Annotated in this window: 11 protein-coding genes; 1 reads left to right on the top strand and 10 read right to left on the bottom strand. The window is 47.1% G+C overall.

Translation table 11 applies throughout. The features are described from left to right. Positions 1–62 precede the first annotated feature (62 nt). The 9 genes from FCL48_RS21370 to FCL48_RS21330 all read right to left on the bottom strand — a co-directional run bounded on the left by FCL48_RS21370 (position 63) and on the right by FCL48_RS21330 (position 11,881). Entirely contained in the window at positions 63–941 is an 879-nt protein-coding gene (locus FCL48_RS21370; RefSeq protein WP_136875494.1) for a formate dehydrogenase subunit gamma, read from the bottom strand. Positions 942–1,025: 84 nt separating this feature from the next. Then, positions 1,026–1,610, bottom strand: a complete 585-nt coding sequence (gene fdh3B, locus FCL48_RS21365) for a formate dehydrogenase FDH3 subunit beta (protein ID WP_136875492.1) — start codon at positions 1,608–1,610, stop codon at positions 1,026–1,028. A 15-nt stretch (positions 1,611–1,625) separates the two neighbouring features. Beyond that, positions 1,626–4,403, bottom strand: coding sequence for a molybdopterin-dependent oxidoreductase (locus tag FCL48_RS21360; protein WP_256374306.1), 2,778 nt, complete (start codon positions 4,401–4,403; stop codon positions 1,626–1,628). Between the two features lie 44 nt (positions 4,404–4,447). Beyond that, a complete protein-coding gene (locus FCL48_RS21355; RefSeq protein ID WP_136875488.1) occupies positions 4,448–4,636 on the bottom strand; it encodes a twin-arginine translocation signal domain-containing protein in 189 nt (62 codons plus the stop codon). A 233-nt stretch (positions 4,637–4,869) separates the two neighbouring features. Continuing rightward, positions 4,870–5,487, bottom strand: coding sequence for a molecular chaperone (locus FCL48_RS21350; RefSeq protein WP_136875486.1), 618 nt, complete (start codon positions 5,485–5,487; stop codon positions 4,870–4,872). 2 nt (positions 5,488–5,489) lie between these two features. Then, positions 5,490–7,358 carry a 4Fe-4S binding protein gene (locus tag FCL48_RS21345; protein WP_169309317.1) on the bottom strand — a complete coding sequence of 623 codons (1,869 nt, stop codon included), beginning with the start codon at positions 7,356–7,358 and terminating at the stop codon, positions 5,490–5,492. Positions 7,359–7,605: 247 nt separating this feature from the next. Then, complete coding sequence (locus tag FCL48_RS21340; protein WP_136875482.1) at positions 7,606–8,271, bottom strand: response regulator transcription factor; 666 nt, start codon at positions 8,269–8,271, stop codon at positions 7,606–7,608. Beyond that, on the bottom strand, positions 8,268–10,697 hold the full coding sequence (locus FCL48_RS21335) for a cache domain-containing protein (protein ID WP_136875480.1): 2,430 nt from the start codon (positions 10,695–10,697) through the stop codon (positions 8,268–8,270). The genes FCL48_RS21340 and FCL48_RS21335 overlap by 4 nt, the downstream gene beginning before the upstream one ends. 35 nt (positions 10,698–10,732) lie before the next feature. After that, entirely contained in the window at positions 10,733–11,881 is a 1,149-nt protein-coding gene (locus tag FCL48_RS21330) for an ABC transporter substrate-binding protein (protein ID WP_136875478.1), read from the bottom strand. A 463-nt stretch (positions 11,882–12,344) separates the two neighbouring features. On the opposite strand from FCL48_RS21330, the gene fdhD reads away from it, so the two are divergent. Further along, on the top strand, positions 12,345–13,130 hold the full coding sequence (gene fdhD / locus FCL48_RS21325; protein WP_136875476.1) for a formate dehydrogenase accessory sulfurtransferase FdhD: 786 nt from the start codon (positions 12,345–12,347) through the stop codon (positions 13,128–13,130). A gap of 194 nt (positions 13,131–13,324) precedes the next feature. Here the strand turns inward: fdhD and FCL48_RS21320 are convergent, their stop codons facing one another. After that, positions 13,325–14,263: a D-alanine--D-alanine ligase gene (locus FCL48_RS21320; RefSeq protein WP_136875475.1), complete on the bottom strand. Its 939-nt coding sequence runs from the start codon at positions 14,261–14,263 to the stop codon at positions 13,325–13,327. Positions 14,264–14,559 lie beyond the last annotated feature (296 nt).

Below are 14,559 nucleotides of genomic sequence, written 5' to 3'. Positions count from 1 at the left end.
TTCCGGTCAAATAAAGCTGGGATGAGCCTGATATAACCATGGATTTTCTTTATTTAAAAGAATTACTCATACTTGTGTAGACTATGAAGAATATCCACTTCCTCTTTTGGTTTATATCCAGTTTTAATTGACTCAAGTGACCCTGCTATCGCAAAAACGGACATGTATACATGGGTCAGATAAAACGCGACAATCCCCATACCAAGGACATTATGAATTATAGTCAACAATCGAACTGTTTCAATATCCGCGCCCATTCCCCAGATAATATATCCGGTAAACGCCATCACACCACCGCCAAAAATTGCAAACCAGAAATACATTTTCTGTCCTGCATTAAACTTGGCTGCAGGAACTGGTACCTTCTTCTTGCTCAGATACCCACCCAAGATAAACATCCACTTAATATCGTGAAGTTGTGGCAACATGTCTTTGAGCCACATCATGAACATCATCACACAAGGCAGCGCAAAAACTATTGCCGAAACAAGGTGAGTGTAGCGTGCAAGCCGAATTAATGAACCGCCACCGAGAAAACTACCAAAAATGATCATAAGTCCAGTCACTACCAACAGAGAGAAACTGATGGCTGCAACAAAATGGACAATTCGTGCATAAAGCGAAAAAAAGTAAATCTGTGGCCCATCATGGTCAAAATGCTTGGCACCTATGATCATATAATGGAGGAAAAATACTGTTGGTACCACTGTTATGATAGCCAGAAATATTTTCCAGAACCACTCCCCCTGCAAAAAAGTGAACAACTGACCGTACTCCTGCCAGTTTCCCGTAACCACACCAATGAGGTTGTGGAAATAATCAGCGGATGACCCCGCTGCAACACCTGCGAGCGCCCCACCTTCCTGGGCGGACGCCACTGTAGCTATTCCTGCCACAAGAAACAATGTAAGCAGGAACACAGAATGAACTAATCTCTGCATGATACGCCCCTGTAAAAAGAGCACTTCCCCTTCACCGATGAGGTGAAGGGGACGCTTACTTTTGGTTATGACTAATGTCTTTGATTACTCTTTATACGCCTTACTCCAGCCCCAGGCATTCACACCCGAACCACGCTGGAAGACCCGCTCGCGATAGACGTCGGCTACAATATCAGCGTCTCCTGCCAGAAGTGCTTTGGTAGCGCACATACCGGCACAAAGAGGCACCTTGCCTTCTGCGATACGGTTTTGGCCATACAGATGTTTTTCCTCTGCACTGAAGTCCTCTTCAGGACCACCGGCACAGAACGTACACTTGTCCATTGCGCCGCGAGCCCCAAAAACATTGCCTTTAGGAAACTGAGGGGCACCAAAAGGACAGGCCATAAAGCAGTAGCCACACCCAATACAGGTCTTTTTGTTCACCAGAACAATGCCATCGGCACGCTGATAGATCGCATCAACCGGACAGACTGCGATACAGGGTGCATCAGCGCAATGCATGCATGAGACCGAAATCGACTTCTCGCCAGGTTTACCCTGATCGAGAGTGATTACCCGGCGACGGTTCACACCGACCGGCACATGATTTCCTTCCTTACAGGCGACGACACAACCGCTACAATCGATACAACGGTCGACATCACATAAAAATTTTACTCTTGCCATTTCATATCCTCCTCATCAGGCCTTGGCTATTTTACACAGTCCATCTTTTGTGGCCTGAATCTGTGTGATAATGTCATATCCATAGTTAGTGACAGCATTTCCGACTTCACCGACAACGTATGGTGCGGTTCCCTCGGGATATTTGTCAGCATAGGATTTGCCCTGCAGAATTCCTGCAAAGTGATATGGAAGGAAGATTGTTTTCTCATCAACCCTCTCGGTATGAAAGGCTTTAACGGTGATTTTGGCACCTTCAGGTGACTCAACCGTCATCATACTACCGTCACGGATACCAAGATCATTGGCCAGACGAGGATTGATCTCAGCATACATTTCAGGCTGGAGCTCAGCAAGATACTGGTTGCTGCGGGTTTCAGCGCCGGCTCCCATGTGCTCTACCATACGACCAGTGGTAATGACATACGGGAACTCTTTAACGAGATCCGGCTTCTGCTCCGACTCAAAACGTGTATCAACACGGAAATGATCCGGCTTATCCTTAAAGGTAGGATACTTGGCAATAAGATCAGGACGCGGTGTATGAAGTGGCTCTCTGTGAATAGGAACCTGATCAGGGAAGTTCCAGACGACACAGCGAGCGCGGGCATTACCAAACGGCGCCATACCCCGTGCAATTGCATCTTTAATGGTCTTCTGGGACAAATCCGTCTTCCAGTTGGTGCCTGGTACGACGTCCTTGAACTCAGAATAGCCGCCTTCGACTTCACTGCCTGGATTGCAGACACCTTTTGCAGCCAGCTGATTTTCAACCCGACCACTTGCCTCATATTTCATCTCGTCACCGAAACGATTTCTAAAAGGCAATCCACCTTTAGCAACCGATTTCGAGACATCATAGAGAATCGGTGTACCGGGATGCTCCTCAGTCCAGCAAGGCCATGGCAGACCATAATATTCCCCGTCACATGGTCCACCTATGGCCTGAAGGGTATCAACATCAAAGGTATGCCAGTTTTCCATATGCAGTTTAATTCGCTCAGGAGTCTGGCCATTGTAACCTATGGTCAATGAACCCTTGCCAAGCTCACGGGTGATATCTTCAGGTAACTGTTTGATGTTCTTGTAAAATGGCTCAGCAAAACCAAGCTTTTTCACCAGAAGTTCCATGATCTGATAATCATCTTTACAGTTATGGACCGGATCGACCACCTTGTTACGCCACTGAATCTGACGAGACGTTGAGGAAACACTTCCTGAAGTCTCATACTGGCTGGCACTTGGCAGCAGATAGACGTTATCTGTCTCACATGCAACCGCTGCCATGGTTGGGAAAGGATCGACAATGACAAGCAGATCCAGCTTATCATAGGCTCTCTTTACCCGGGTATACTGGGAGTTGGAGTTCGATCCACAACCCCATTGAACCAATGCCTTAATGGGGGTATCCTGATAGATTTTTTCCTCTCCCAGAACACCTTCATACCAGCGAGCCAGAGTAAACCCGGGCTTGCTCATATCTTCTTTTGATTTGAATCTTCCTGCTATCCACTCATAATCAACATCCCACACCTTACACCAGTGCTTCCATGAACCTTCGGCCAGGCCATAATAGGCAGGAAGGGTATCTGCAAGAATTCCCATATCCGTTGCGCCCTGAACATTGTCATGGCCACGGAAAATGTTGGTACCACCACCGGATTTACCCATATTTCCAAGAACCAGCTGCAGAATACAGAACGTTCTTGTGATGGAACTACCGATATGATGCTGGGTTCCTCCCATACACCAGGTCAGACTGGTAGGTCGGTTATTGGCAAGCAGTTCAGCGATACGCAGGGTCTCACTGGCAGGAATACCCGTAATGTTCTCGACCTCTTCGGGAGTATAGTCCTTAGCAACCGCGACCATCTCTTCGTAACCGGACACACGGGTTCTGATGAATTCTTTATCTTCCCAGCCATTTGTTACTATCGCGTTTATCAGGCCCAGCATGAAAGCTGCATCGGTACCAGGACGTATACGCACGTAGTCCGTCCCCTTGGCGGCAAGCTTGGTCCGCCGTGGATCGACCACGATGATTGGTGCATTATTTTTCTCTTTCGCATAGAGAATATGCTGCATGGAAATTGGATGTGCTTCTGGCGCATTTGAACCGATAAAGATCATACTTTTCGCATGTCGTATATCGTTCAAGCTGTTGGTCATTGCTCCGTAACCCCAAGTATTGGCGACACCTGCCACCGTTGTTGAGTGTCAGATACGGGCCTGGTGATCGACGTTATTTGACCCCCAGAAAGCAGCAAATTTACGATGCTGATAAGCCATCTCGTTTGAAACCTTTGCACTACCCAGAAACATCAAAGAGTCCGGTCCATCTTTTTCACGCATGGCAAGCATTTTGTCGCCAATCTCGTTTATTGCCTGATCCCAGGTGAGATTGGTCCACTTACCGTTGACTTTCTTCATTGGGTTTTTCAGACGCTTGGGACTGGTAACCATATCGATAGCACCGGCACCTTTACAGCAGTGTCCGCCATATGAAACAGGGTGATCGGCAGCAATTTCCTGACGAACCCATACTCCATTATGTACTTCGGCTTCAATACCACAGCCCACGGCACAATAGGTACAGATGGTCCTGACAGTTTGGGAACCTGGATATGGTTCTTTTTTGTCTGCAGCCTGTGCTTTGGTTGTCATCTTAGCGGTCATAGCAACGCCGGTCAGAGCCGCAGTCGCAGCAGACAACTTTAAGAAAGATCGCCTTGCAACCTTTGGATTGAGTGTCACTCTGCTTCCGCTTGTCGTGCCGGCATGCGAGGACGTCTTCATTTTACTTCGAGCCATTGATTATTCTCCTATTGAAAAGAACACTTTTAACGTAAAGTTTTGTAGTATTTCTTAAAACTCTCACTCTCGTGGTAAAGCGTTTCATCCGAACGGTCGACCGTCGGGGCGGACTTCGCCTTCACTGGTTGAACAATGGCTGCTGTTCCTACAACAGCGGCAGTTCCAGCCAGGATGTGCTTAAGGAACGAACGCCTTTTGCCTTCTTCCTGTTTCATGTAAATCCTCCTTTTCCTCTCATTTTTACTCAAGAGCGCGGCATCTGCAGAACAGATTACACGCTATTCAACTCAAAACCTGACAGATATAAAACGCCAGGAAACGTGCCTTTGGAAAATCCATTCGTTAAGCACCGTAATGAGTTACGAATCAAGGCACTAACCCCGGCCAACAGATGCCGAGATAAGTGTCATCACGAAATTCATTACACTACAAATGAATTTCTATGGCACTAAACCGCTACAACCAAACTTTTTTCCAGATCGAGGTACCCTCCCAGTACCCTGCAACAGAGATAGTAAAAGTCGCACTGCTTATTTTCTTTTAACTTTGCCGTAAACTTTTCTGCAAAAGGCTCAAGGAATTCTTCAAGTAGTCGAGCCTGTAGCTCCTTGACCTTTGCTGTCGATTCTTTTTTTTCCTCTTCAACTAAAGAGGCAAAGGTGTCAAGCATCACAACGAGCGAATCTTCAGGCTCTGACACCTCCTCAACCTTTACAAGGCCCGCATCCTTCATGAGATCACGCATGGCGACAAGGGCCTGGCCATAACTGCGGCCATCGAAGTAGTAGGAAGCATTGCTGGCTATTTGCGCCCCCTCAAAAGGATCAGTGAAAAGTTGATAGTATTCACCCTGAAGCTCTTCTAAGGTTTTCACGGCAAGAGCCCTGGATATTTCCTTCACCGCACTATCGAAACGGGGGCTTATCTGCTCACGACTCAAGGCCGAGAAAGTACCACGCCAGCGGCTCATTTTTTCCGCATCAGGTTCTTCAACGAAAAAGGATTTCACAAGGTCGATGAACCTAAGACGTATGCGGACCAACTCACTGTCATTCATTTCATTCATAACTATTCTGTCTCAAAAAGATTAATGACCCTGCAATCTTCACAGTATTCAAAATGACTCGTATCTACAGCTTCTTTCTGCTTGAGAATTTCCATAACCCGGTCAAAACTTTTCTTGGTCCCAAACACCTTACCGCATTTCTTGCAGGCCATAGCTTCGGCCTCGGCCAAGGTTACACCGGCAAAAAAGCCATTACTGAAGGTAAATTGTGGAGAAAGAGAAAGAGCTTTTTCAGGACAGACCCGGGCACAAATACCACAACCGACACAGAGGGCACCGACATGATTGAGCTGCAGGACAGAGCTGTCTGTCTGCATCGCCCCTATCCGGCAATCGTTAAGACAGGCCATACATTGGGTACAACGATCAACGTTACAGGAAACCGAGGCAAAAGGAGCATAGCCCTCAGGCTCAAAACTGACATCTTTACCACTTTTCTGCCACAGGGCGGATAAGGCTGAGGCAATCGATTGCCTGCGATTCACAAAGGGTTTGGCTTCTAGAGGCTCATCAACGAGTGCACCAGAGGTTGTCTCGGCAAGACCAGCAAAGTCATCAGCCGAACAGATGGCAACAGCGTCGGTTTTCCCAAACAGTTGGTCCGTTACTTTGTGGGCAAATGACACCTGTCTTTTAAAAAGCCCTCCGCCTGAAGCCGCATCCATTTTGTCTAAGACAACGATCCTACGCACTCCACGCTGAAGAAGAACAAGAAAATGAAAGAGTGACAAACTGCCAACATTTTCAAATTCAAGAAAAAATACATTTTCAAAACTCTTCTGTTGATTTTTCCACCACAGACGGTGCAGGGCTTTTTCATCTCCAAGAACGACCGTGCCCCCCAAAGGCAGCTCGACCCTTCCCAGATATTCCGTAAAAGCCGTATCACTGAACCTCTCATTCTGCAAAGCCCCTGTGGGACAGACTGCAACACAGGCACCACATTCCTGACACTTCAGGGCATCAACGACAACACCTTTTTCACCCTGAACTACAGCACCGTGGGAGCAGCTGGACACACACAGATCACACCCATGCCCCAACTTTGCGCTGTACTGGCACAAGGTTTTATTATGGGTGATAACCTCATCTATCTGGCTGGGAAAAAGACTTGCAAAATACTGTTGCAGATCTTTGCTGTGAAAAATGGCATTTGTGGATCCATCTTTGATGTCAATCTTTGGTTCCCCAAGAATAAGAACTGCAGGAAAGTCTGCGGTCAGATTAAGCGCGCCATGGATATCTATTGCATCAGCCTGACAGACCTTCTCACACTCTTTGCAAAAGGTGCAGGCACTAAAATCCACAAACAGATTTTCAGAAATACAGGATTCAGGACAGCTCGTACCGCAGGCCCCGCAATAGGTGCATTTTTCCAGATCTATCGCTGAGCGAACCTGATACTCAACCTTACAACCGTCAACCCGTGGGGCCAGATGTATCCGGCTGGCGGTCGGGATCTCAATATCGTAGCCGGCAACCAGTAACGGGCTGATATCTAAAAGACCACCATAGGTATCCATAAAGTCCTTAAGCTCGACTGCACTGCTGCCTATAACACAGAGTCGAGTATCCATCTCGATTGTGTAACTCCGGAAGTTGACACTGTTCTGTCGATGAAGCTCAGCATCTGCTATGATCTGTAAGCTCTTTGAAGAATAATTGCTTAACGCGTGATTGAGGAAAAGTGTTGGTGAAAGAGGAAAGGCAGCTTCTGGCGATATGGAAGAAAAGCCCCCGGAAAGAAGCACGGTTTTTTTCTGATCAGGAGAAAAACCCTTACCAGGGTGGAGGTTGACTTCAGACATCTTGAGTTCAGGTGCACTCGAACCTTCCTGAACCAGTTGACACGTGGAAAAAAGTTTAGCCATGAATTTTAAACCTTCGTTACACATTGCTGCAGAGTCACCCCTGCCACCAACAGTAATTTTCTATGTGTTGTCGGACTGTTACACAAAATCAAATGAAATATTCGATAGTAATGGCCCATGAACAACAGAACTACCCCTCTGTTATTGCTGGTCATTATAAGAAAGTCTAGCGCCAAATTAAATCAGCACAGCACCTTTTGTTTTGTAAGGTTTTCACAACGAGCGGTGTAAGTTATTTCCCTACAAATTATGACTTGTTTGATTTGAAATAATCTTTTTCCGTCCAGAGGACTGCACGGCGGCTCAATTCAGCTGCATTTTTGAGGCCAAGCTTTTGCTTTACCCGGTCCCGGTACGTTCCAATTGTCTTCAGACCAAGCTTCATCCTCTCAGCAATTTCGCGGGTTGAGAGCCCTGAGCCGATAAGACGGAACACTTCAAGTTCCCGGTCTGTTAAAAGATCCACAGTGGGCGCTGCTGGAGTATCTGGCTGCATCTGCAGGCGGTCCAGAAAACGTTCCATAATGGAGTGACTGACATGGATCTTGCCATTTCTAATATTTCTAAGCGCAGAGATAACATTCTCACTGGCCTCCTTTTTCATGATATAACCTCTGGCACCAGCCCGAATAGCCCGCTCCGCCCAGACCTGTTCATCATGCATGGAAAGGACCAGAATCAGGAGAGAACTTCTCTGTTTTGACAGCTCTTTCACGAGATCAAGACCATTATCCCCTGCAAGGGTAATATCAACAATTGCAAGATCAGGCGATTCATCCTCGATCACCTTCCTGGCGCTTGCAATATCCTCAGCCAGCCCGCAGACAATAAAATCCTCCTCCTGGTTGAGCAGCTCTCCCATACCCATGCGAAAGATGGGGTGGTCGTCTACAATAATTACTCTTGATTTCATTCTTTACCTTCACCGGTCACTGAAATCAGTGTACCGCCTTCTTTTCCAGAACTGATAACGAGCACAGCTCCAATAGCCTTAGCTCTGTACTTCATGGTATGAAAGCCAAGCCCCGTGGCAGCAGGGGTCGCATCAACCCCTATACCATCATCAACAATTCTGACGGAGAACTTTCCTTCCTCCACCTGCACGTAGACACCGATGTTTTGAGGCTTCCCATGCCGGGCGGCATTAAATACAGCTTCTCGGATAATATAATGGAGATGGGTTGCTGTATTTTTTCCAAGGTCATCACTTTTTCCTTCCCAGGAAAGATCAAAATTCACCTTAAAAATATTCTCTACCTCAACCACCAACTCTTCTATCGCAGATTCCAGACCATATTCTATGACATGCACAGGGTAGAGTCCATGGGACAATCTTCTGGTTTTTTCTATCGCATCTTTAATAAGATCCCGAATTGTCCCCAATTGTTTGGATCTTTCCGGTGCCTCAACAGAAAGTCGCTGCTCCAGTGCCTTACTCAGCAACTCCACTCCAGTAAGATGAGAGCCGAGATCATCATGGAGGTTTCGGCCGATATTGGAGCGCTCTTCTTCACTCACAGCGATAATCTGCCGCTCAAGCCGGGCAAGCTCCTCTTCTGAACACTGACGCAAAACATGCAGCCACATCCCCTCAAGCAGCATCGTCATCTGCCTGATATCGGAGTTATCATATTTTTCGCCGTTATTACAAACGCCTGCAACGACCACAATCTTTCCATCATTGTAAATTGGCACATCGAGATGCCTAAACACCTCTTTTGTGTAAGGATAACAATCCACGAGGCTAGTCCCCTGACTGTTGACGATAACCGCAGTCTTTCGCATAACCGCCTTACCTGGCAGGCCACCCTCTTCAACTGTTCTGGCCTGGTTGAGTTCGCCTTCACGGGCGACGACATCCTCCTCACTGCTCACAATAAAGGAGCAGATAGTGATATGACTCTGCGTGCTGTTTACCAGGGCAAGATAGCCCTCTTCACTCCGGGTTATCTGGACGATGCGCCTCAGAATGAAGTCATATTTATCCTGCAGAGAGTATTTCTCCATCATTCCAAGGCGCAACAGGGTATCAAGCCGCAATTCATCACGGTGGAGCAGCAGTTCATTCCTGATTCGGTCCTCCACCATCCTGTTGGCCAGGTGGCTGAGGTCCTCAAACTCCCTGAACACCAGATCTTCTGTTGATATTTTTTCTTTTGAATCCGTCGCAGCTCTAAAAAAATGGGTAAAACGACTGATTCCCTGTTTGATCTTCAGGGAATAAAAAAAGGTACTCAATAATAAAAAAATTACCGCAACGGCAAAGAGGACTATGAAAGTGAAGACGTTTTTGAAAGAAATTCTTCTATAGGTTTCCGTCTCGTTTTTAATACTCAGCTCCATGGCATCCATAAACATGGCTGCCCCAAGTCCCCAGCCCCATTCCTGGTATACCTGAACGTAACACAGTTTCTGCTGGCGGCTGCCCCAGCCTTCTTTTTGAATGGTGTAGTGGACATATCCATTCTGACTTCCGGTGGTGGAAGCATGGTAGAGCGCGTCTCCATATTTTTTCCCATCGGCATCAACCAGAGTCGAAATGGACCGCCCCACCAGCCGCTCGTTCTGATTGGTGAGGATCGTACCGTCCAGCCGGAAACAGAAGACCTCCCCATCTTTACCAAATTGAATATTCTGAATTCTGGCAAGTACCTCATGCTTGAGGGCCTCTTCAAGATCGTCACTGTAAATACCGGCACCAATGAACCAGTCCAGTGGAGGAAAATATTTCACAAAGGAGACCTTAGGAAACACCTTACCGGGATAGGCAGGTTTTTTCAGGGTGTAGCGATAGAGGCCAGCCTCTTTTTCAGATATAATTTTTGAAATATCCCCGACAATATCGACGCCAACAATCCTCTCAAATTCAAGGGCACTCTTGCCTTCAAAAAAAGGTTCGTCTGCAAACAGATCGATTCTGGCCTCTTTCAACCGGCCGGAAAAGTAGTAGCCTCTCTCATTGTTCCAGCGCATTGGGCGAAGAAGTTCGATCACCATCGACCGGATCTCATCAATACTTCGTTCATCCTTGTACAATCTGTAGTTATGGGAGGCAATGGTATAGGCAGCCTGCACTCTTTCCCTGATTTCCGCCTCCACCCTCAGGGCGCTTTGACGCCTGCGATAATCGATGAGCTCCACAACTTTATCGAGTTCTTCTTTTACCCGGTTCTCGTACTGGCTCCTGTAGGTATTACGTATATTTTCAATACTTTCCTGGTATGCCTGATATTCATTGATTGCCCAGAAAATCCCGATAAAAAAAGCAAGTGAGGTAATTACCACCAAAGACGCGTAAAATGGAGCGGATGAAAGAGAGATTTTTTTAAAGAGTCGCATACAGATATTTGAGCAATAGAAGGAGTATAGATATATCAGTTTCCAGCTTTAATCTCTTCCACCTCAGGATATATTTGGGTCAGATAGACAGCGTCAAGCCCCTGATGGTCATCAACCCCATACTCGAGAACCAGGCCATTTAAATTAAAACGTCCTCCCTGCTCCATGGCCGCGATAAAACGCTCTCTGGTTAATCCATTTTTGACAGAACGGGCAATTTCGCAGAACAACTTGCCAACGATAAAGCCTTCATAACTGGTAAAACTGATGGGAGCGTCGTGTTGATACTTTGCCATGGCTCTCTTGAATTCACGGGTGAGACCAACACCGGTATCCTGCGGGGAAGGGACAACCTGGGAGACAATCACGTTTTCACCATACCTTCCAAGTGCCTCACGGAGGCTGTCTGTACCTACAAAAGAGATATTACAGAAGGTCACATCGCCAGTGTATTTGTTCTTGCTCAATTTAATAAACTCTGCACAGGCGGAATAGGCACCAACCAGCACCACTGCCTCCGGACTGCCTTTATAGATATCTCTCATGGCACCCATTACAGCAACCGTATTTCTTTCATAACTGCCCTTTGACACCAGAGCCATCGATCTCCTGGCCAGCGCAATTTCAATTCCTTTAAGGCCTGCAAAGCCGTAGCTGTCGTTTTGATAAAAACAGGCAATCCGGCTCAGCTTTTTTTCTTCGACCAGATATGAGGCCAGTTTTTCCATCTCCTGAAAATAACTTGCCCTGACGTTTATCACATACTTATTAAACGGTTTACGTAAAAACTCAGCTCCGGTAAATGGCCCGAAAAAGGGGATACCCGCATCTGTTATAATAGGTGCAACAGCCTTAGATGTCGGCGTCCCAACTGCACCAATCAGGGCAAAAACCTGATCATCGTAAATAAAGGCTTTAGTATTTCTGACAGCTTTATCCGGCTCATAACCGTCATCTCTTGTTAACAAAATGATCTCACGACCATGGACCCCTCCACTTTCATTCGCATCAGCAAAGGCGGCAAGCAGGCCGGAGCGCATCTCAAGCCCGAGGTTCTGAGCGGGTCCACTCAGGGCGCAGGACTGTCCAAGCACAAGGGGACCAAAGACCTTTAACGGGGTCCCGTACACTTGTATTGGCATAAAAAACAAAACAAAAAGGATAATCCGGTTACTTGTCTTCATAGATATTTCAACCTCGGCTCAGCTGGAAACCGTGTTTTGGTGTCAGCTCCTGGGCATGGACTTCATTCATTCGACTCAGCGGGAATTACGCTGGGATTCATTTCGCCCCAATGCTTGTAAAGCCTGCATGAGGAGCGACCAGCCTTCAGCCAGATCATTTTTATGAAAACCAATGACTACATGCTGGTTTCAGGACAATCTATAACGGACGCAAAAGGCAGTTCAGAATAGGGAAAAAAAATGGTAAAAGCAAGGGCAATAGCAATGGACGCGGTAGCTTGACAAGATTTACAGTGCATCCTACCAGTTAACAAGAGTCCCAGACACCGTCGGAAGAGAAGATCAACAGGCCTTGTTATAAAGATAACAAACGAGGAAGAAAAGGTACTTGAAATTGTCAGCGACTCCATATAGGCTAGCCTCCACCAATAATTTCCTTTATCCCACTACAAAATTGAGAGATATGAGTACAGCAAATGTCGCAAGCACCAGCCTGACAATGAGTTCAGTCACAACCGTCATCACACCTGAAGGATCCAGTGAAAAAATTGAACAGGTCGCCATTGAATCCCCCTACTCCATTGCACTAAATGACGAGACTATCGGCTCATCTATGGTTCTCCCCGTCGCTCTGGAGGAATTTGGGGCAGGCTTTCTTTTTGGCCAGGGATATATCAAAAAACCTGAAGAAGTACGAGAGGTCATCGTCTGCCCTGAAGGGAGAATCGCGGTTTTTGCCGACGTTGATGTCAGCGAACCCAAAGAGGTCATTATCACCTCGGGCTGTGGCGGTACTGGTAAAATATCAAAGGAAATGCTGGAAGGCGCCTTTGAACCGCTGGCGGAATGTACCATTACATTTCCTGAAATAGCCGATTTTATAAGGCAGTCGCTGCAATACTCCCCTCTCGGACCACAGACCCACTGTGTTCACGGTTGTGGTTTCTGGCAGGATGGGAAACTTCAGGTGTATTACGAGGATGTCGGCAGACATAATGCTGTCGACAAGGTTCTGGGCGCCATCCTGCTTGGCAAAATCACCCCCAGAGGCGCCATCTACACTACAGGCCGCCTGACATCCGACATGGTGCTTAAATGCGCTCGAATAGGAATTCCCATCATAATGTCCCGCACGGCCCCATCTTCGCTTGGACTTGCCATCGCAAGAAGGGCCGGAGCAACCCTTGCGGCCTACGCCAGACCTGACCGGCTCAATATCTTCCATGCGCCACAGCGGATAGTCAAATAACCTGTCCCTGAGCCAAAACTGGGTTACAGACAGGATACGGTCACAATTTTAGATCGTCTCACAAAAAAATGGGCTGCACAGAGACACAACTCTGCACAGCCCTCTGTTCAAAAAACCTGGCTGGTTGTCTTAAAAAAGCTGCAGAAGTAAAGGCGCAGAAAAACACCGGCCAGCTGTAAAGAATTCAAAGCCTCTCAATCTTCCAGCCCCAACGCGATCAGCTTTTCAAGAAAAGCAGGAAAGTCAAGGCCATACACGGCTGCAGCCTGAGGCATCAGACTGGTCGGGGTCATCCCCGGGATGGTATTGGTTTCCAGGAGATACAGCTGACCACTGTCTGCTAAGATCATGTCTGTCCGCGAATACCCTCTGAGCCTTAAGGCCTTATGGGCAAGGGTTGCATACTGTTTTGCCAGCCCACTGATTTCCTCACTGATTCGTGCAGGACAGATTTCTTCAGAGGCACCCGCTTTATATTTGGCATCATAGTCAAAAAAAGAAAAGCCTTCACCCGGCACAATTTCAATAACGGGTAACGCCTGAACATCACGATTACCAAGCACCCCCACGGTGAGTTCTTTTCCATGAATATATTTTTCCACCATCACTTCATCGTCGAGCTCCTGGGCCTTGTGGATACCGACAAGTAACTCACCCAAGGTCTTTGCCAGAGTCAGCCCCAGGCTTGAGCCTTCCCTCACCGGTTTGATGACCACAGGAAGCCCAAACCGCTCCACCAGTGCGGGACCATCAATTTCATCATCGCCACTGACCACAATCCAGTCGGCCACAGGAAGATCGTTGAGGCGGTACAACTCCTTGGCCAGATTTTTATCCATGGCAATAGCGCTCCCCAAAACTCCGGACCCCTGATAGGGAACACCAAGGAGATCGAGAAACCCCTGCATGGTCCCATCCTCTCCGTATAGGCCATGGAGTAAAATAAAGGCAAAATCAATTTCAGGAGCATCAGCGGCGAGTTTTGCAAGATCAGTCGAAGGGTCGTACCGCCGAACAATAAATTTTTCAGGATCCAGATTACTCTCGACTCCTTTTGCACCATTAAGAGAAACCTGTCGCTCGCCGGAAACCCCACCCGCGATAAGAGCGATATGCAGTTTTTCTTTTTCCATAGAGTGTATCCTTTTTATTTCTAAAGTTATAAGAGCTTGCGTCCATTCCCTACCCTTGCTTTCAAATGGTATCTACCTGCCATTACAGGGTATTGCTGTGTACTTTAACACAGTAACAACAATGGTGCACATAAAGGTTGTTTTAAAAAAGAGAGGACAAACAGCCTGTAACCTAAATTCCCGGGCTATTGTAACGATGCCGGTGGCGTGACACCCAATTTAGTATAAAGTTCAATCTGGCGTTTTGTGGTTTCTCCAATCTGAAGCTGTTGTCCCGGCACTTCAAAGCATTCAAT

The organism is Desulforhopalus sp. IMCC35007 (assembly GCF_005116575.1).
Classification (GTDB): Bacteria; Desulfobacterota; Desulfobulbia; order Desulfobulbales; family Desulfocapsaceae; genus Desulforhopalus_A.
Note: the sequence above shows the minus strand (reverse complement) of the source record. Positions and strands in the feature narration are given on the sequence as shown.